The following is an 18,991-nucleotide window of genomic DNA, read 5'->3' on the forward strand; positions in this document are numbered from 1 at the left end:
CTTGCCCTATGTGACCAGCCCCGGCTCTGCTCCTCCCCGTGGGCCACCGGCCCCGGCACAGCTTGAGCTACGCGAGCCACCAACCCCCGGCTCCGCTTGCCCCACGTGGGCCACCGGCCCCCTGCACAGCGTGAGGCACCTACCCCCTAGGCGACCCCGTCTAGTTGTCGCTCTGCGCCTTCTTCTCCTTCATCGGCTTCTTCGCATCCAGAGGCACAAACACGGTGAACAGCACAATAACCACCGACATCACCGCACCCACCAGGAAGGCCAAGTTCAGGCCGGAGGCCAGGCCACCCACCGCGTCACCCGGGGTACTATTCATCGCGCGCTGGGTGCCGAAAGTCATGATCGCGATAAAGATCGCGGTGCCGCCGGCAGCAGCCACCTGCTGGAAAGTATTGAGGATCGCCTGCCCATGGGAGGCCAGGGCGTCCGGCACCGCGGCCAGGGCGTTACTCATCAGCGGGGTCATCAGCAACGCGATACCGATGTGCAGCACCACCGCGACCCCCGTCAGCGCCCAGAAAGAGGAGTCCCGGCCCAACGCCACCAGGCCCAGCATCGCGGCGCTCGTCAGGATGGACCCCGGGATGGTCAACACGCGCGTACCCCGGGCGTCGTAGACCCGGCCCACGAACGGCCCCATCACGCCCATCGCCAAACCACCGGGCAGAATCGCCAGGCCCGACTGACTCTCCGAGAGCCCCATCACCTGCTGGGCGAACATCGGCATCAGGATGATGAAGCCGAAAAGCATGCTGAACGTGAGCAACATCAGAGCCAAAGAAAGCCGGTAGTTCCGCTCCCCCAGCGGGGCCAGGTCCAGCAGTGGCTCGCGCACTCGCTTGCCCGCACCCTGCTCTTCCGCAGCGGCCGACTTCCCGGCACGAGCCTCGCGGGCCAGGGCCCGTTGACGTCCGAAAAAGACGGCGAGAACCACAATGCCACCGACCATCACCGCAACGCGGGCCACCGGAATCCCATCGGCCAGGTCAGACAGACCAGCCATGCCGTACAGCGTGGCAGCGAAACCCACCGCAGAGAGGAACACCGAGGGCACGTCCAGGTACGGGCGAGTCGGCTCCTCGAAGTTGCGGACCAGCAGCAGGCCGACCACCAGGGCGAGCACTACCAGCGGCAGCATCAGGATGAAGATCCAGCGCCAGCCCAAAGAGTGCAGCACCAAACCAGAAAATGTCGGGCCCAGGGCCGGGGCCACCGCGATGACCACAGAGACCAGGCCAAAGACCCCGCCGCGGCGCTCCAGCGGAACCAGCCGCATGATCGTCGTCATGAGCAGCGGAATCACCAGCGCGGTGCCGGAAGCCTGAATAATGCGGGCGACCAGCAGCACCGGGAAGACCGGCGCCACAACGGCGAGCACCGTGCCCGCGAGGAAGAGCAGCATCGCTGCGGCGTAGACCTGCCGCAGACTAAAACGCTGCATGATGTAGCCGGTCATCGGGATCACCACGGCCATCGTCAGCATGAAGCTGGTGACCAGCCACTGCGCGACATCCGCGGTGATCTCGAAGTAGCCCATCAGCACCGGCAACGCGACCGAGAGAGTGGTCTCGTTGAGGATGACCACGAAGGCCGCGGCGACGAGCACGCCGATCAGGAGCTTCGCGTTGGGTGCGGGTGTGTCGGCGGTGTGTGTGCCGCTGTTTTCGGCGCCGGTGCTAATGGCTTTCTCCTATTGTTCGAGTTCTTTATTTTTCTCCATGTCAGCGCGAATCTCCGCGAGTCGGGAGCTGGCCTTGACGTCGCGGCCAGCTTCCGCAATCTCGGTCATGCGGTCCTGAACCGAGCCCTCGACAAGCTCCTGGGCGCCCCACGCATTCGCGTAACGGGATTCGATCTTATCCCTGACCTTGTCCAGGGTCGGGACGGCCTCATCCGGGGCGAGGGCGGCGTCGTTCATGGAGGCCATCGACTTATTCGCGGTCTCCTGCATCTTCGCCTGATCGGCCTGCGCGCGCAGCTGGTTGATCTGGTTCAGCTGGTCCTGCAGGCGGGTTTCGGACTCCTGCTGCTGACGTTGTGCTTCCTCCGCGCTCCGGGACGCCGCCGCGTGCAGCTCCTTGGTTTCCTCAAGCTGCTGCTCGACGGTGACGAGCTTAGAGGCGAAGAGTTCCGCGGTCTGGTTCAGCTCCGTGGCGCGATTGGCGTCGCCCCCGGACTGGGCCTGGTCGGCCTGCTGGAGTGCGACGCGGGTCTTTTCCTGCAGCTCGGTCGCGTCCTTCTGGAGACGGTTGAGCTTCATCTCCAGCTGGTTGCGGTTACCGATGACGCTGGCTGCGTGCTCGGTGATCTTCGCGTGCTGCTGGCGGGCGGCCTCCTCGGCCTGACGGATCTGCACCTTGGGGTCGGCGTTCTCCTCGATCTTCGTGTCGAAGGACGCCATCAGGTACTTCCAGCCCTTGGAAAATGGATTAGCCATAAGTATCGCTCCTCTAGTAGGTCGTGCGCCCCAGAGTAGACACGAATGGCTCACCGTGACCGCGCAGCGGCCAAGAAAAGAGCCCGCGCGGGGCGCGGGCCACGGAGCGGAAAGGTGGGCTTAGCCCTCCTGCTGAGCCTCAGCCTGCTTCATCTGCTCCTCGACCTGCTTGCGGACCTCGTCCATGTCCAGCTGCTCGGCCTGGGAGATGAGGTCGTTGAGGGCCTCCTTCGGCAGCATGCCAGCCTCGCGAGCCAGCAGGACGCCGTCGCGGAACATCATGATCGTCGGGATGGACTGGATCTGCAGGGCTGCGGCGAGCTCCTGGTTAGCCTCGGTGTCCACCTTGCCGAAGGTGACCTCCGGGTGCTCCTCGGAGGTGGCCTCGAAGATCGGGCCGAAGCGCTTGCATGGGCCGCACCATTCTGCCCAGAAGTCCAGCAGGACGATGCCTTCCTTGCCGACGGTCTCCTGGAAGTTCTCGCCAGTGATTTCCTTCGTAGCCATGATCTTTCCTTTCGCTGAATGCGTTGTATTTTCCGCCCGGGGTATCTGCCCGGCGCGGTGAGTATTCATCGTTTCTTTCTGCCCCGTGCAACGTCGGGTGCAGTTTGCTTTATTCCACGGTCGGCGCAGAAAACATGAGTTACTTTGTTTTTATGAGCATTCCGAACGCATCTTTCGCTGAAGCAGCGCCGTCTGCCACCTATAAGGCATGGAAGAAGCTAGCCAAGAAGCCGGCCGGCAACCGCCTATTCTCCGTATTCGCAGCCTTCAAGGCACCGTACTTCCTCACCGTTTTGCCATATGTCAAGGATCTGCGCCCAGGCTACTGCCAGGTCACCGCGCCGAAGTGGTGGCTGGTCCAGAACCACATCGGCACCTTCCACGCCATTGCTGCCTGCAACCTCGCGGAGGTCGCGATGGGCATGCTCGCCGAGGCCTCCGTGCCGAGCACCCACCGCTGGCTGCCGATGGGCATGGAGGCGAAGTACCTGAAGAAGACCACCGGCCGGCTGACCGCCACCGCGACCGCCGAACTGCCGGACTTCTCCACCATCACCCGTGAGACCGGCGGCCAGGAGGTCCCGGTGAAGATCCACTTCGAGGACTCCGCCGGCGTGGAGTCCACCTACGCGGAGATCAAGATCTGGGTCACCGCCAAGAAGTAGGCCCCGCTAGCCCTGGAAGGCGAACCAGCGGCCACCCACCCGGTGCAGCTCGACGTCCATGTCGTAGAGCTCCCCGAGCTTCTCGGCAGTCAGCGCCTCGTCCACCGGACCGCTAGACAAGATGCGCCCGTCCTTCATTAGCAGCACGTCCGTCGTGGACGCCGCGATCTCCTCCACATGGTGCGTGATCAGCACCGTCGCCACCTCAGGCCGGGCCTGACGCAGCCGGTCCACGACGTGCAGCAGGGTCTCCCGCCCCGGCAGGTCCAGGCCCGTCGAGGGCTCATCCAACAACAGCAGCTCCGGCTCCGTCACTAGGGCCCGGGCGATCAGCGTGCGCGCCCGCTCCCCCTGGCTCATCTGCGGCCAGCGCCGATCGGTGCGGCTGCCCATCCCCACCAGCTCCAGCAACTGGGTGGTGCGCTGTTTCATCTTTTCGGTGTAGTCGAAGCGCTGCACATAACCATTCGATCCGGACACCCCAGAAAGCACCGCCTCGTAGGCCGTGATGTCCCCCAGGTTCTTCCGCGGGTCCACGTGCCCGATGCGTTTGCGCAGTTCCAGGGTGTTGACCTTGCCCATCTGCTCGCCGAGGATCTCGACGGTCCCGGTGGTGGGGAAGGACTGCGCCCCCATCAGCTTGAGCATGGTCGTCTTGCCCGCCCCGTTGGGCCCGAGGATCGACCAGTGCGTGCCCACGGGGACCTTAAGGTCAATCCCGGAGATGAGGTCCTTCCCATTGCGGGTCACGGCCACCCCCGAGATGGCGATCGCCGCCGGCCGCTCCCCCGTCGCTGCAGTGTTCGCGTCGCTGTGATCCATGCCTCATAACCCTACGCGCCCGGCCAGACACGCCCGCGGGTCACCCTTCCCCTTCCCCGTTTCCGCGCCGGGGCGCGGTGTTTTTCTCTTTTATGAGGACGTCAGGGCGAAACCCAGCCCCCATGCCGCGCAGGCCGCCCCGAGCATGCCCACGGCCACCAGGGCGGCCACCGCGTAGCGGCAAACCACCGCGTAGCGGCAAACCACGGCGTAGCGGCAGCCCGCCGGGCGCGGCGACGCGACAGGATCGTCGGCCTGAGGGGCTACCAGGAAGTCGGTGACCAGCCCGACCGCCACGGTGGAGAAAGTGGTGAAGCCGCCCAGGAAGCCGGTGCCTGCCACCAGCACGGCCGTGGCCCCACTCACCGAGAGCGATCCCAGCGCAAGCTCGCCGAGCGCATCATGTCCCTCCCCCGCGCCAGTGGTCGCGCCCATGAGCAGGCCCAGCACAAGACTGCCGAGGGTGTTGATCACCGCGAGGCTCCCCAGGGCGGGCAGGTGGCGTTTTAGCCAGCTATCCACGCCCCATCGGGCGAGCGCGCCCAAGCCACCGGCGATGGCCATCAGCAGCACCGCACCTGTGCCAGCCCCCGCCATCATGCGTCACCCCCATGGGCGCCCTGGCCAGGCTGTCCGCCCCGCCGCTGGCTGGCGGCGCGGCCGGTAGCGATGCCGGCCGCGGCCGCGCACACGCCCAGCACGATCGTGGCCGCGAAATAGCCGAGGACGGCGGTGGCGCCGGCGTCGTCAATAAAGGCGACAGCACCGGCGAGCGCAGAGTAACTGGTGAACGCCCCGCAGAAACCGGTACCGAGCAGGAGCTTCTCCCGCCCCGCGAGGAGGCGGCCGCGGCGTGCGGAAACACCAGCTCCCGTAGCCGCACCAGGACCCTGGAAGAACGCGCCGACAAAACCGAGCAGGCCTGCGCCGAGCACATTCGCGGCAAGCAACCCCCACTGCGCAGCCAGCCCGCCCCCATCGGTGCTGAGCGCATCGGTGAGCACCCAGCGGGCCAAAGTGCCGAGCAGGCCGCCGGTGAACACGAGCAGAGCGCCAATCACGCTGTTCAGCGTACCGGCGCCCAAAAAATGCGAAAACTCGCCCCACAGCCAACTGCGCGGCTCACTGCGCTGCAGTACACCGCGGTGCCGCTCGAGGGCACAGGCTGGCGGGGCGAGTTTCGGGGAAAGAGCGGGGGATAAACCCACCGCTACTTAGGCCTCCTTGACCGCGGAGACGTCGAAGTTCAGGGTGATCTTCTCGGAGACCAGGACACCGCCGCCGTCGAGGGCGGTCTGCCAGGTCAGGCCGAAGTCCTTGCGGTTGATGGTGGTCGCACCCTCGAAGCCGATGCGGGACATGCCCCACGGGTCGGTGACCTCGCCGTTGAAGTCGAAGTCGATGGTGACGGACTTGGTGACGTCCTTGATGGTCAGGTCGCCGGTGACCTTCAGGCCGTCCTCGCCGTTGGCCTCGACCGCGGTGGAGTTGAAGGTGATCTTCGGGAACTTATCCACCTCGAAGAAATCAGAGGTGCGCAGGTGGCCGTCGCGGTCGGCGTTACCGGTATCGATGGAGGCGACGTCGATCTCGACGTTGATTGCCGCGTCCTCGAGGTTCTCCTTGGTGCTAGCGGAGCCGGTGAACTCGGCGAAGTTGCCGCGCACCTTGGTCACCATCGCGTGGCGAGCGGTAAAGCCGATCTCGGTGTGAGTCGGGTCGATGTTGTAGGTGCCTGCGTAGTCATTCACGGACTTGGTCATTGTGTTGCCTTTCGTGGCGGCGGCTGCGTTGTTCCGCCGTAGTGATTTTTCCTTTGGGACGTCAGGCTCCAGCCTGGCGTTGATCTCAACCATAGGCCGATGTAGGTGATGTGTCAACTACTTAGAAATATGTTTAAATGAATGCATCATGACCAGGAACAATTCACAGCTGACGCCCCAGGGTGGCACGGGAACACCGGCGCCCCTGGGAGCGAAGCACAATGCGAAGGACGGTACGGCACAGCCCGAGACCCAGCAGGCAGTCCCGAACCCAGCACAGGACGTGCGCTGGCTCACCGACGAGGAGCAGCAGGTCTGGCGCCAATGGCTGGACCTCGGCGCCCGCATCACCAATGCGCTCAGCCGCGAACTGCAGCTCGACAGCACCATCTCGCTGGCCGATTACGAAGTGTTGGTCAACCTCTCGGAGTCGCCGGATCACCGGCAGCGCGTCGTGGCTCTCGCTGAGGCCATCAAGTGGGAGCGCTCCAGGCTCTCCCACCAGATCACCCGCATGGCCAAGCGCGGGCTCGTCCGCCGCGAGGCCTGCGATAAGGACGGCCGCGGCGCATTCGTGATCCTCGAGGAGCACGGGTTGGAGGCCATCACCGCCGCCGCACCCGGGCACGTCGAAGCCGTGCGCCACATGATGTTCGACGGGCTGAGCGCAGAGCAGCTCGCCGCCTTCCGGGACGTGCTCGCCCACATCGAGCCGCAGGTCGCGGACCAGGAGGAACGCATCGCCGCAGCCCTGGCCACCAAGCGCAGGCGCGGCAAGGCGCAGAGCTAAGTAGAGCTAGCCAGCGCGGTACTCGGAGAACTTCGAGTACTGGAGCTGGTGAGCCACCACCACGGTGCCGATCGGGCCACCACGGTGCTTCGCGAGGATGATGTCCGCCTCGCCGGCGCGCTCGTGATCGCGGTTCGCACTATCCGGGCGGTTGATCAGCATGACCATGTCCGCATCCTGCTCCAGCGAACCGGACTCACGCAGGTCGGAGATGCGCGGCAGTGCGTCGTCGCCACGGCTCTCCACGCCACGGTTCAGCTGGGAGATCGCCACGAGCGGGACATCCACCTCCTTGGCCAGCAGCTTCAGCTGGCGGGAGAACTCGGAAACCTCCTGCTGGCGGGACTCGACCTTCTTACCCGAGCTCATGAGCTGCAGGTAGTCGACGACGATTAGCCCGATATCGTGCTGTTGCTTCAGGCGGCGGGCCTTCGCGCGGATCTCCATCATCGTCAGGTTCGGGGAGTCATCGATGAAGATCGGGGACTTATCGATCTCCCCGATGCGGCGGGTCAGCCGCTCCCAGTCGTCCTCCTCCATCTTGCCGCCGCGCATCGCGGAGAGGTGCACCTCCGCTTCGGCGGAAAGGATGCGCATCATCACCTCGGACTTACTCATCTCCAGGCTAAAGAGCACGGAGGCCTTGTTCTGGCGGATGGAGGCCGAACGCATGAAGTCCAGCGCCAGGGTGGACTTACCCACACCAGGGCGCGCCGCGACGATGATCATCTGCCCGCCGTGCAGCCCATTGGTGAGGTCATCCAGATCCTGGAAGCCGGTGGCAATGCCCTTGGCAGTGCCGCCCTGGGACTCGAGCTCGTCGATCTCATCCAGGGTGGGGTCCAGCAGGCGCTCGAATACCTCGTAGTCCTCGCTGGTCGCAGAGTTCGTCAGCGCGAACATCTCCTGCTGGGCGTTGTCCACCACGGACTCCACCTCAGCGCCCTCGATGCCGGAGTAGCCCAGCTGCACAATGCGGGTGCCCGCGGTCACGAGCCGGCGCAGCGTGGCCTTCTCCTTGACCAGGTTGGCGTAGTAGCCCACGTTCGCACTGGTCGGAGTCTTGGACATGATGGACTGCAGGTACGGCGCGCCGCCGATCTGCTCGAGCTTGCCATCCCGGTCCAGGCGCCCGGCGACGATGACCGGGTCGACCTCCTTGCCCTCGCCATAGAGGCGGACGATGACGTCGAAGATCGTCTGGTGGGCGGGACGGTAGAAGTCGTCCATGACGAGGACCTCGACGACCTCGCTGATGGCGTCCTTGTTCATCAGCATGCCGCCGAGCACGCCCTGCTCCGCCGCGACGTTCTGTGGCATCTCGCGGCCCAGATCCTGGAATTCTTCACGACGTCCACCCGAACGCCCGGATCGGCGCTGGCCGGATCCGAAGTTATTGCGGGCGGGCGCGGCAGAGCTCCACGCACCCCCACCGCTATCCGGGTGCGGGGCGTGGTCCTCCTCCGGTGGTGGCGGCAGGAGTTCTGCGCCGTCGTCGAAAGACATTCCACCCATGTTGCTCTCCATCGTGCCTCCGCGTGCTTAATCAGGCTCGGTTATCACCCTAGCCAGCGCTGCGGACAAACCCGATTCGGCGGCCCAGAGCGTTCTAATTCTTGTTCTTCAGATGACTGACTCGGGGCCGATCCAGCGCGCATTCGGAGGAGTTATCCACAGGCGATTGTGGATAGCTCTGTGTATGGCGTGTGGATGATGTGTGGACAAATCCACAAGCCCCAGGTCAGCTTGTGGATGAACTGTGGATCAGCCTGTCCATAACCCTCTGTGCGCCCTATTTCTGCAGGTAGAGAGCTTTTCCAAAAACCTGCCGAGAAGCAGACCCCCCTGTGGATAACTCGCGAAAATGCCTATAAGTGCAGCTCAATATGGCGTGTCCCCCACAACCTTCACCCACCGCTAGACCCCCCGAAATTACAAGTTTTGGGACGCCCCGCAGGCAGTTATCCACATCCTTGCCCACACCGCGCAAGGCCCTTGAATACACCAAGCCCCCGGCGGGATCATTCCCGGCCGGGGGCCTCGTGCTTGCTGTTGTCTATGTTTGCGTTCCGGCGTTCATCGCAGCAGCGCCGCTCGCCTGTGCGGCGGCCTGCACACCAGCCAAAACGCGGTGAAAAATGAGCCTGTCCCAACGCCATTGTGCATGGGCGGTTCCAACCCGGCCCCTGGGTGTCTAAGCCAGGGGCGTAGAAGTGTGAACCCGCCACTGTGCCGGTTGTCTAGGCCGGCGAAGGTCAGCGAGGGCTTAAGCGCACAGCGCTCAGACGGCGCGGCGCATGCCACCCGCCTCGGCGCTGGACGCCAGGCTGCTTCTGCGATTACTTATCGGCGTCGACCACTGCGAACTCGAGGTTCGCGGTCATGCCGGAAACCAGCTTCACATCCACGGCGTACTTACCCGTGTTCTTGATGCTGTTCTTTGGCAGCTTGATGGCGTGCTTGTCCAGCTTCGGACCGCCTGCGCGCTCAACAGCTGCGACGACGTCTGCGGAGGTCACGGAGCCGAACAGCTTGCCGCCCTGTGCGGTGCGCACCGGCACCTGAACAGCGGACAGCGCCTCGAGCTCTGCCTTGACCGCCTCTGCGTGCTCCTGGTCGCGGATAACGCGATCAGCCTTGGCACGCTGGATGTCCTTGATCTGCTTCTCTGCGCCGCGGGTCGCAACGATCGCGTAGCCGCGTGGCAGCAGGTAGTTACGTCCGTAACCAGCCTTGACTTCAACGATGTCGCCGGGGACACCGAGCTTGTCAACGGCGGTGGTGAGGATCAGCTTCATGATCCAACCCTTTCGTTGTGCATGGAGTGTTGACGTGAACAGTGATTATTGCTTCTGGCGGCCGGTCTGCCGGTCACCAGCGCTCATCAATTGGTTCAAAATGGCGGCTCTTCGTCGCCGACACCGAAATCAGTTTGAGGTGCAGAGTTCCACGGGTCATCGGCATTGGAGGCATTCTGCCCACCGAAGCCACCCTGGTTCTGCTGGCCACCCATGCTCTGCCCAGAACCGGAGCCCTGGTTGAATCCGCCCTGGCCGCCCTGGTTTCCACCAAAGCCGCCCTGGCCACCCTGACCGAAGTTGGAGCCGCCGCCCTGGTTTCCACCAAAGGACTGCCCGCCACCACGGGGGTTGCGCTGTACCTGCGCGGTCGCGTACTTCAGGGACGGGCCAACCTCGTCGGCCTCCACCTCGAAGACGGTGCGCTTCTCGCCCTCACGGGTCTCGAAGCTCCGCTGGCGCAGCCGACCAGTGACGACCACGCGGTCGCCCTTGTTCAGCGAATTGGCCACGTTCTCCGCGGCCTGACGCCAGATGTTGCAGGTGAGGAACAGTGCCTCGCCGTCGACCCACTGGCCTGCCTGCGCGTCGTAGCGCCGCGGGGTGGATGCGACTCGGAAGCTGGCGACTGCGGCACCCGACTGGGTGTAACGCAGCTCCGGATCAGCAACAATGTTGCCGACCAGGGTAATTGGGGTATCTCCCGGTGCCATTGATAGTTCCTTTCAGCTGGGGTTATGCAGTTAAGGCCAGGTTAATCGCCTGCGCCCCGTGCTGCATGGGTGAAGCTGATTTCTTACTTGTCCTTGCGGAGCACCTTGGTGCGCAGGACGTTGTCGTTGAGGTTGAGCACGCGGTCGAGCTCGCGCACAGTGTCCGACTCGCAGGTCAGGTCGAGAACGATGTAGACGCCCTCTTCCTTCTTCTGGATCGGGTACTCAAAGCGGCGCTTGCCCCAGACATCAACCTTGTCGACCGAGCCCTTTTCCTCGCGGACAATGTTCAGGTACTTGTCCAACGATGGGGCTACGGTGCGCTCATCCTGGGAAGGATCGACGATGATCATGACTTCGTATTGACGCACGGACCTCATCACCTCCTGTGGTCTAGTGTTTCGGCCATGCTTATTTGGGCATGGCAGGAGGGTCGTTGCGTCAGCAACCTGGCCAGTGTACCCCGCTGCCTGCGGAAATGGGAAATCCGCGACCGTGGCCCCCGTTGCTCCCCGCGCTCCCCCATCCGGCCTGCCCGGGGCCGGGTTATTTATTGATCGAGGCCCAGCCCACGGCCAGGGTGACCGGGATGATCGTCATGAACACGATCGCGATGGAAAACAGCAGGATGATGACGTTTTTGGGCTTCTGCGCGTGGAAGCTGTAGAACGCCGTGCCGAAGAAGATGAATCCGATGAGGATGCTGCCCATCCCCAGGTACAAGGACATCGACATTGCCGCTCTAACTCTCCCTTAGTCCGTTGCGGGCGCTGCCTCGCTGCGGTTCTTCCCAGCGGGCTTCTTCTTCACCGTGGTTGCGCCGCTTTCTTTTTCCGACGTCAACCGCCTCGCGCCCGGCTCCTTAGCAGCCAGGATACCCGCGAGCGGGTCTGCTCCCGAATGCGCGGCGCGCACCAGGTCGCCCTGCCTGCCCGGCGCGGTCAGGCGCCCGTCAGTCTGCAGCATGTCGCGGATGACGATCACCGCCATCGCGACCAGCAGGCCCAGGCGCAGCACCGTCACGCTGTCGACCAGCCAATTCGGAGCAGCCTCCTCGGCGGGGAGGAACTGCCACATCCGCAGGTACCAGTAGCCGGCCTCGATGGTGGCCCAGATGAAGTACAGCCGCCAGCGGGGCAGCGCCAGGGCGATCAGCGGCACCAGCCAAATGGAGTACTGCGGACTCCACACCTTATTGGTCAGCAGGAAGGCAAGCACCGCAAGGAAGGCGACCTGAGCGACCCGGGGCGTCGTCCTCAAATAAAAGACGACGAACCAGCCCAGGGCGACCAGGGCGAGGAGCAGCAGGCCGGTGGTGATGTAGTTGAGGGTCTCCACGCCCTCGATGGCCTTGGAGGGCGAGCCGCCGTCCCAGGCCTCCTTGCCGGTGATGTGGGCGATGACCGCGTAGATGGTCGAACCCTCGTAGCCGCGCACGGAGTTCAGCCGGAAGAACTCGCCCCAGCCACGGGGCGCGGCGATCATCACCGGTGCGTTCAGCAGCACCCAGCTGCCCGCCGCGCCAGCCAGCATGCGGCCGAGCTCGCGCCACGCGCGGGTCTTCAGGCACAGCAAGAGCAGCGCCCCGAGGATGAACGCAGGCCACAGCTTCGCGGCCACCCCAAGCCCGCCGAGCACGCCCGCGAGCAGGGGCTTGTGATTCGCCCACGCAGTCAAGCAGCCCAGAGCGAAGACGATGGAGAGCAGGTCGAAGTTCGTGAACGCGTGGACGATGACCAGCGGGGAGGCGGCCATGAGCATCGCGTCCCAGGTGCGCGCACCCGTCAGCCGGGTCAGCAGCGCCACCCCGATCAGCCAGCACAGGGCCAGACCAATGGAGGAGACGGCGAAGAAGACCACCGAGGCGGGCACCGGGGGCAGACCCAGGGAATCCCACGCGGCATGCACCGGCCGGGCGAGTGCCGCGGCGAAGTATTGATAGAACCCGGAGAGCACCGGGTACTCCATCCACCGCTCCACCCCATCGGTGGTGATGGACTGGAAGTACGGGACGGTCAGGGTATCCAGGCCCCGGCCGCCGAACAGCGGGATCTGGTCCGAGTAGCAGGCAGCGGTGTACTGCGGGCGGCCCGACCAGTCCAGGTGGGCCTCGCCGCTTTCATTGACGTAGCCGCGCAGGCACGGGGCTTTCTGCAACCACCCGAGAATGAGGAAGAAACCCGCAGTCGCGAGGATCGCTAGCTGCGGGTTCCACCGGGGCGCCAACGCGTGGCGGTCACGGTTGGCCATTTAGCCCAGGAGATCGTCGATGATCTGGCCGAGGTCCGGGACCGGCGGTGCTCCCCCACCGGTGTTCCCGCCACCCTGGCGCGGTGGCGTGGCCGGCTCCGGCTGCGGAGCCGGGGACGGGGCCTCCTGCACTGGCTGCTCCACCTCAGGCTGCGGGTTCTGCGGCTCGACGTAGCTGCCCGAGTCCGGGACGCCGGCCGCTGCCTCGCCGCCGGAGCCCCAGTTCTCGATCGGGTCGTCGACCAGGGAGCGGTCCATCACGTTCTTCCAGATGGTGGACGGCATGCCGGAGCCGTACATGGTCCCGCCCCACTGGTTGACCAGCGGGCGGTTGTCCACGGTGCCGATCCACACGGCGGTGGCCAGCTGCGGGGTGGAGCCGATCATCCAGGCGTCCTTGTTCTGGCCGGTATCGCCAAGCTGGGCGGTACCGGTCTTCGCAGCGGACGGGCGGCCATTGGCCAGGGCGTTGCCGTTGGAGTAGGCCGCGATCGGGCCCATCGCCTCGATGACGGCGTTGGCGATCTCCTTGTCGATCACCTGGTCACCCTCCGGCTTGGTGTTGTCCAGCAGGACCTCACCATTGGAGTTCTCCACCTTCTCCACGAAGTGCGGGCGGTGGAAGACACCCTCGTTGGAGAGGGTCGCCAGGCCAGCGGCCATGTCCAGCGGGCGGGACTGGTACTGGCCCAGGAGGATGCCCTCGTACGGGGTGCCGCCGTTTTCCTGCAGGGTCTTGCCGAAGCCCGGCAGCTCCTCGGCCACGCCCAGGCGGTGGGCCATGTCGGCCACGGCCTGCGCGCCCCCGTCGAGGGAGCGAGTCAAGCGGATGAAGGGGGTGTTCAGGGACATCTTCAGAGCCTGAGCGATGGAGCAGCTGCCGCAGGATTCGCCGCCGTCGTTGGTGACCTCGGTCTGGCCGGTGGTCACCGGGGAGGAGTCGAAGTTGTCGTAAATCGACCCGCCCTGGTCCAGGTAGGCGGCGAGGCCGAAGATCTTGAACGTCGAGCCGGTCTGCATCGGCGCGTTGGCGTAGTCCCAGCCGACCGGGTCGTCGCCGCCGTAGTAGCCGCGCACTCCGCCGGTCTTCGGGTCGATGGAGACGACCGCGCCGCGGATGCCTTCCATCGCGCCCTCGAACTGCTGGTGGACCTCGTCAACGACCGACTGCTGGACTTTCGGGTCGATCGTGGTGGTGATCTTCAGGCCGCCGGTGTTGACCTGGTTTTCGTTGATGCCGGCTTCCTCAAGCTCGCGGATGACCGCCTGCTTGATCAGCCCATTGGTGCCCTTAGCCTGGTGCACCTGCCCTGCCTTGGCCGGGTCCTGAGCCTTCGGGTATTCCGCGGTGTCGCGCTGCTCCTGGGTGATGGAGCCCATGCCGAGCATGCCGTCGAGCACGTAGTTCCAACGGGATTCCGCGCGCTCGCGGTTGGTCCACGGGTCAAGCACGCTCGGGGACTGGATGGACGCGGCGAGCACCGCACCTTCCTCGACGGTGAGGTCCTTGACGTCCTTGTTGAAGTAGGCGTGTGCGGCGGAGTTGATGCCGTAGGCGTTGCGACCGAAGTAGATGGTGTTCAGGTAGGCGCGGAGGATCTCGTCCTTGGACCACTCGCGGGCCATCTTGGAGGAAATCACCAGCTCCTTGGCCTTACGGGTGATGCTGAGCTCATCGCCGACCATGGCGTTCTTCACGTACTGCTGCGTGATGGTGGAACCACCGCCGGCGCTGGTGTTGCCGGTGAGCTGGCCGAGCGCGGCGCGGCCGAAGCCGGTCAGGGAGAAGCCGGGGTTGTCGTAGAAGTCCCGGTCCTCCGCGGCGAGGACGGCCTCGCGGACATGCTCCGGAATCTCGGAGATCTCCACGTTGGTTCGGTTGCCCTCGGGCGGGATGATGCGCGCGAGCTCGGTCTCATTGTCGGAGGCCATGATGTAGGAAACCTGGTTGTTGACCAGCTCCTCTGGCTCCGGGACCTTCGTCACCGAGTAGGCGGTGAAGAAGGCCACGACGGGCACGATGATGGCGACCGCGATGAGCGCGGTGAAGCCCACCAGGACTTTCTTGCGGAATTCGCTATCGCGCCAGTCGTTCTTCTTGCGTGCCCGCGCGACGTAGTTGCCGCTGCGGACAGAGCGCCCTGAGCCGGACCCGTTCTTGTTCGGGCCTGGCTTCGCGGCGTCGTTCTTGCGGTGCGGCGGCTGAGTGTTCTTACTCAACGAGCTATGTCTCCTCATTGAAAAGGGCAGTCGATTTTCATTACTTTACGCGGTCGGCCCCGGAATTCGCACCTTCCGCGCGCCACTTTCGTCACAGAGGTTTACTGCCTCCCCATCGCCACGGCTCGTTATTGCCCCGGATGTACCGCTTTCTCGGATCCCCTCCCCTACCTTTGAGGACGTCGCCCCGGGCCGGCACTTGATCGGTTTACTGGCGGCTCTTGATCGGTCAACCGCTTTAAGGCTCCCAATTGCCAAGGTCAGCGGCCTTAAGTTGTTCAGCTATGAGCAATAATTCGACTTCCCCTGCAGCGGCCGAGGGCCGCACGGTCAACATCGCGATCGTCGGCCTCGGCAACTGCGCCACCTCCCTGGTTGAGGGCCTTGAGTTTTATAAGGACGCCGCCCCGGATGCTGACATCCCGGGCCTAATGCACACCGTTTTCGGCGACTACCACGTCGCGGACGTCAAGGTCGTCGCTGGTTTCGACGTCGACGCGGACAAGGTCGGCAAGGACGTCTCCGAGGCGCTGTACTCCGGCCAGAACCAGACGATCAAGATCGCGGATATCCCGCACCTCGGTGTCGAGGTCAAGCGCGGACCCACCCACGACGGCCTGGGCCGTTACTACCAGGAGTCCATCGAGGAGTCCTCGGTGGAGCCGGTGGACGTCGTCGCTGAGCTAAAGAAGGCGGAGGCGGACGTCGTCGTCAGCTACCTGCCGGTCGGCTCGGAGGAGGCGGACCGCTTCTACGCGCAGTGCGCCATCGACGCGGGCTGCGCCTTCGTCAACGCCCTGCCGGTGTTCATCGCCTCGGACCCGGAGTGGGCGCAGAAGTTCCGCGACGCGGGCCTGCCGATCATCGGCGATGACATCAAGTCCCAGGTCGGCGCCACGATCACCCACCGCGTGCTCGCCCACCTCTTCGAGGAGCGCGGCGTTCGCCTGGACCGCACGATGCAGCTGAACGTTGGCGGCAACATGGACTTCAAGAACATGCTGGAGCGCGAGCGTCTGGAGTCGAAGAAGATCTCTAAGACGCAGGCGGTGACGTCCAATCTGAAGACCTCCCCGCTGGCGGGCAAGGTGCACGATAAGAACGTGCACATCGGACCGTCGGACTACGTGGGCTGGCTGGACGACCGGAAGTGGGCCTACGTGCGCCTGGAGGGCTCCGCATTCGGTGAGGTCCCGCTGAACCTGGAGTACAAGCTCGAGGTGTGGGACTCCCCGAACTCCGCGGGCATCATCATCGACGCTGTTCGTGCGGCGAAGATCGCCCTGGATCGCGGTGTTGCTGGTCCGGTTGAGGCGGCGTCCAGCTACCTGATGAAGTCCCCTCCGACGCAGCTGCCGGACGATGTGGCGCGCACCCAGCTGGAGGAATTTATCTCCGGCGGGATTGGCTAAACCCGTACGTGCATCGGCTGCGGCTTCAGCCCAGCAGGCCTCCTATACCGCTACCCTCGGGGTGCTACACGAGCCCCCGGGGTAGATCTTTCCCCGCGATAGGGGAATATCTGGTAGTCGATAGTTTTGTATGGACAACACTCAGGTAGATTGGTCTTTATGCCACGTTCAAAAATGGACATCGCCCGGGATCTTCGCCCGAGCCTCACGCGCCTTTACCTGCTCTACTTCCGTAAGACGGAGCAGTCGAGCATCTCGCAGGCCCAGCTGTCGATCATGATGATCCTGGACAGCGAGGGGCCCATGCGCATCTCTCAGATCGCTGCGATGGAATCCATCCGCATGCCGACGGCCTCCAACGCCGTCAACCAGCTCGAGACGATGGGGCTGGTCCACCGCGTTCGGGACGTCAGCGACCGCCGCGGCGTACGCGTTCAGCTCACCGACAAGGGGCGGGAAGAGCTGCACAACCAGGAGGGGGCGCGCAGCATCCAGCTCGCCAGCATGCTGGAGAACCTCAGCGAGGAAGATCTGCAGACCGTCGACGATTTCATCCCGGTCATCGACACCATCCTGGAGCGCTACTCTGAGGATGATGAGAGCGCTAACCCGGCTGAGAAGTAGCGCTAAACACTGATTTGGGACGGGGAGCTCAACGCTGTGGCACCGAAGAAGACGAAGAAGTCCCGCACCGCTAAGAAGGCATTCCGCCCGCCAACGCTCGCCAAGCCGGTGAGCGCGCCGCGCGTCAACCGCGCGCTGCGCGTCCTGGTCGCGTGGCCACCGCATGCCGGAAGCGTGGGCGAGGACCTCGCGCGCACCGTTGCCTGGCTCGCGCAGGAGAACCCGCTGGTCGTGCGGACCGCGACGGTGATCTCCCAGACCTGGCCACAGACGGACGTCCCCGCCGCGGCGGCGGATCAGGCGGACCTCTACCCCACCGCCACCTCGGACCTCTACCCCACCAGCCCGGACACCAGCCGCAGCCACGGCACCCCAGGCACCGGGATGGGCGCGGCCGAGGCACTGGGCGCCCCGGTCGCCGGGTCCGCCACCCCCACCACCTATACGGAGGCCCGGGAGGCCTTCAACACCTGGTTGGCGGCAGAAATGACCGCCGCGGGCGAGTCCGCTCGTGCCGCGCTGCTGGCCGCCGGGGTGCCCGAGAAGATGCTCGACGAAGAGCAGCTCGCGATGGTCTACAGCGATCACTCCGAGACCAGCCGACTCATCGAGGCCGGTGAGGAGTTCGGGGCGGATGTGATCCTGCTGGGTTCGCAGGCGGATTCGCCGGACGGGCGCTACCGGATGGGCTCCACCGCGGATGCACTGCTGCACTGCTCCCCGCTACCGCTGATGCTGGTGCCGCGGAACCTGGACTTCTCTAAGGCCGGGCCGACCCGCCTGAACTGCGCTTATGTGGATACCGAGCAGTCCCAGCAGGCACTGCGCCATGCCTCGGATCTCGCGCGGCGGTGGGAGGTGCCACTGCGCCTGGTGGCCTTCTCCCCCGCCGGGGTCTCGCTGGACCCCACGCAGGTGGCCTTCGGCGACGCGGTGGATGCCGCGGGTGCCGGCAGTGCCGGTGCTGTTGGTTCTAACAACGCCGCTGCCCCGTTGGCGGAGGCGTGGCAGGTGCAGGCCAAGGAGCTGCTGGAGCGTGGCCGGAAACGAGCGCTGTCCCGCCACCCAGAGCTGGAGGTCACGACGAAGACCGGCATCGGCGCGAGCTGGGAGGAGGCCGTCGGCGCGATCAAGTGGCGCAAGGGCGACCTGATGGTCATGGGCTCCAGCGTGCTGGGTGACTTCAACCGCGTGTTCATCGGCCCATCGACAAACCAGATCCTGCGGCACGTGCCGGTGCCGGTGTTCCTCAGCACGGTCTAGGCGGTCGGGGCGAGCTAGGCGGGTCGAGCTAGCCGGATCTGGCTGCCCCTCCCCCTGTGTGCATTGCGCGCCGCAGCGCACACCCACTACCCCACCCGAGTTACGCTTCCCCGCTCGAGTGTGGCAGCGGGGTTTAGCTTTGTGGCCGGGATCTCTTAAGGTTGGGAGCTACCAGGAGTTTCACCGAAGGAAGAGGGTAATCGTGAGTACGTTGGGCCCGGAGCACCCGGAGAATCGCGCCGAGCTGCCACCAGAGGACCTTCCCCCGCAGACCGCCGGCCGCCCGAAACTCACCGAGCTCGATTACGAGGCCGATCCCCTCGCCCGCCTGGAGCGCAATAACCGCTCGACGAAGCAGGCGATCATCTACTTCTGCGCCGTCCCGGGCATCGCGGCGGTCCTCGCGTTGGGCACCGCGATTATCTCCCGCATCGTGGGCGGCCCTTATTGCGACGCCGATTCTTCCGCCTGGTTGTGCACCGAGGGATTCCGGCTGTTCTTCCACATCGCCCCAGCTCTGGTGTGCTTTTTCGGGCTCTTCGGCGCGGCGTATATCTGCTACTACAAGTGGAAGCGCCACCAGCGCTGGCGCCCGTGGATCGCGGTGATCTGGTTCATCATGCCCGTGGCGATCGGCTGGTCGGTCAACAGCGCGGCGATGCTGATCCTCAACGCCTAGAACCCAGCCCCCGCCCCCACGGGCCAACGGGCCAACCCC

At 65.0% G+C, this 18,991-nt stretch carries 20 protein-coding genes; 6 read left to right on the forward strand and 14 right to left on the reverse strand.

What is annotated here, in order from left to right:
• Positions 1–160 precede the first annotated feature (160 nt).
• The 3 genes from CU_RS09880 to trxA all read right to left on the reverse strand — a co-directional run bounded on the left by CU_RS09880 (position 161) and on the right by trxA (position 2,953).
• Positions 161–1,615, reverse strand: coding sequence for an MFS transporter (locus CU_RS09880; protein WP_012361199.1), 1,455 nt, complete (start codon positions 1,613–1,615; stop codon positions 161–163).
• Positions 1,616–1,699: 84 nt separating this feature from the next.
• Positions 1,700–2,446, reverse strand: a complete 747-nt coding sequence (locus CU_RS09885; protein ID WP_012361200.1) for a PspA/IM30 family protein — start codon at positions 2,444–2,446, stop codon at positions 1,700–1,702.
• Between the two features lie 120 nt (positions 2,447–2,566).
• Positions 2,567–2,953 (reverse strand): thioredoxin, encoded by a 387-nt coding sequence (gene trxA / locus CU_RS09890; protein WP_041628536.1) that lies wholly within the window; start codon positions 2,951–2,953, stop codon positions 2,567–2,569.
• 152 nt (positions 2,954–3,105) lie between these two features.
• On the opposite strand from trxA, the gene CU_RS09895 reads away from it, so the two are divergent.
• Positions 3,106–3,618 carry a hotdog fold domain-containing protein gene (locus CU_RS09895; RefSeq protein ID WP_041628537.1) on the forward strand — a complete coding sequence of 171 codons (513 nt, stop codon included), beginning with the start codon at positions 3,106–3,108 and terminating at the stop codon, positions 3,616–3,618.
• A gap of 6 nt (positions 3,619–3,624) precedes the next feature.
• Here CU_RS09895 and CU_RS09900 read toward each other — a convergent pair whose 3' ends face one another.
• The 4 genes from CU_RS09900 to CU_RS09915 form a co-directional block, all read right to left on the reverse strand.
• Positions 3,625–4,440 (reverse strand): ABC transporter ATP-binding protein, encoded by an 816-nt coding sequence (locus CU_RS09900; protein ID WP_012361203.1) that lies wholly within the window; start codon positions 4,438–4,440, stop codon positions 3,625–3,627.
• Between the two features lie 90 nt (positions 4,441–4,530).
• Positions 4,531–5,040, reverse strand: a complete 510-nt coding sequence (locus CU_RS10220) for a fluoride efflux transporter FluC (protein ID WP_231837678.1) — start codon at positions 5,038–5,040, stop codon at positions 4,531–4,533.
• Complete coding sequence (locus tag CU_RS09910; RefSeq protein WP_231837679.1) at positions 5,037–5,501, reverse strand: fluoride efflux transporter FluC; 465 nt, start codon at positions 5,499–5,501, stop codon at positions 5,037–5,039. The genes CU_RS10220 and CU_RS09910 overlap by 4 nt, the downstream gene beginning before the upstream one ends.
• 153 nt (positions 5,502–5,654) lie before the next feature.
• Positions 5,655–6,203 carry a YceI family protein gene (locus CU_RS09915; RefSeq protein ID WP_041628538.1) on the reverse strand — a complete coding sequence of 183 codons (549 nt, stop codon included), beginning with the start codon at positions 6,201–6,203 and terminating at the stop codon, positions 5,655–5,657.
• Positions 6,204–6,351: 148 nt separating this feature from the next.
• Between CU_RS09915 and CU_RS09920 the strand changes: the two genes are divergently transcribed.
• A complete protein-coding gene (locus tag CU_RS09920) occupies positions 6,352–6,993 on the forward strand; it encodes a MarR family winged helix-turn-helix transcriptional regulator (protein WP_012361207.1) in 642 nt (213 codons plus the stop codon).
• 6 nt (positions 6,994–6,999) lie between these two features.
• Here the strand turns inward: CU_RS09920 and dnaB are convergent, their stop codons facing one another.
• The 7 genes from dnaB to CU_RS09955 all read right to left on the reverse strand — a co-directional run bounded on the left by dnaB (position 7,000) and on the right by CU_RS09955 (position 14,992).
• Complete coding sequence (dnaB, locus tag CU_RS09925) at positions 7,000–8,520, reverse strand: replicative DNA helicase (protein WP_012361208.1); 1,521 nt, start codon at positions 8,518–8,520, stop codon at positions 7,000–7,002.
• 812 nt (positions 8,521–9,332) lie between these two features.
• Positions 9,333–9,791, reverse strand: coding sequence for a 50S ribosomal protein L9 (gene rplI, locus CU_RS09930; RefSeq protein ID WP_012361209.1), 459 nt, complete (start codon positions 9,789–9,791; stop codon positions 9,333–9,335).
• A 95-nt stretch (positions 9,792–9,886) separates the two neighbouring features.
• The gene (locus CU_RS09935) at positions 9,887–10,504 is read right to left on the reverse strand and encodes a single-stranded DNA-binding protein (protein ID WP_012361210.1); all 618 of its coding nucleotides are present in this window, start codon (positions 10,502–10,504) and stop codon (positions 9,887–9,889) included.
• 83 nt (positions 10,505–10,587) lie between these two features.
• Entirely contained in the window at positions 10,588–10,875 is a 288-nt protein-coding gene (gene rpsF, locus CU_RS09940) for a 30S ribosomal protein S6 (protein WP_012361211.1), read from the reverse strand.
• A gap of 175 nt (positions 10,876–11,050) precedes the next feature.
• The gene (locus CU_RS09945; protein ID WP_012361212.1) at positions 11,051–11,239 is read right to left on the reverse strand and encodes a hypothetical protein; all 189 of its coding nucleotides are present in this window, start codon (positions 11,237–11,239) and stop codon (positions 11,051–11,053) included.
• A gap of 18 nt (positions 11,240–11,257) precedes the next feature.
• Entirely contained in the window at positions 11,258–12,754 is a 1,497-nt protein-coding gene (locus CU_RS09950; RefSeq protein ID WP_012361213.1) for a glycosyltransferase family 87 protein, read from the reverse strand.
• A complete protein-coding gene (locus tag CU_RS09955; RefSeq protein ID WP_012361215.1) occupies positions 12,755–14,992 on the reverse strand; it encodes a transglycosylase domain-containing protein in 2,238 nt (745 codons plus the stop codon).
• A 266-nt stretch (positions 14,993–15,258) separates the two neighbouring features.
• On the opposite strand from CU_RS09955, the gene CU_RS09960 reads away from it, so the two are divergent.
• From CU_RS09960 to CU_RS09975, 4 genes are all read left to right on the forward strand, one after another.
• Complete coding sequence (locus CU_RS09960) at positions 15,259–16,386, forward strand: inositol-3-phosphate synthase (protein ID WP_012361216.1); 1,128 nt, start codon at positions 15,259–15,261, stop codon at positions 16,384–16,386.
• Between the two features lie 159 nt (positions 16,387–16,545).
• Positions 16,546–17,010 (forward strand): MarR family winged helix-turn-helix transcriptional regulator, encoded by a 465-nt coding sequence (locus tag CU_RS09965; protein WP_012361217.1) that lies wholly within the window; start codon positions 16,546–16,548, stop codon positions 17,008–17,010.
• Positions 17,011–17,046: 36 nt separating this feature from the next.
• Complete coding sequence (locus CU_RS11065; RefSeq protein WP_012361218.1) at positions 17,047–18,273, forward strand: universal stress protein; 1,227 nt, start codon at positions 17,047–17,049, stop codon at positions 18,271–18,273.
• A gap of 202 nt (positions 18,274–18,475) precedes the next feature.
• A complete protein-coding gene (locus tag CU_RS09975; protein ID WP_148264211.1) occupies positions 18,476–18,952 on the forward strand; it encodes a hypothetical protein in 477 nt (158 codons plus the stop codon).
• Positions 18,953–18,991: the final 39 nt, after the last annotated feature.

The organism is Corynebacterium urealyticum DSM 7109, assembly GCF_000069945.1.
Taxonomy (GTDB): domain Bacteria; phylum Actinomycetota; class Actinomycetes; order Mycobacteriales; family Mycobacteriaceae; genus Corynebacterium; species Corynebacterium urealyticum.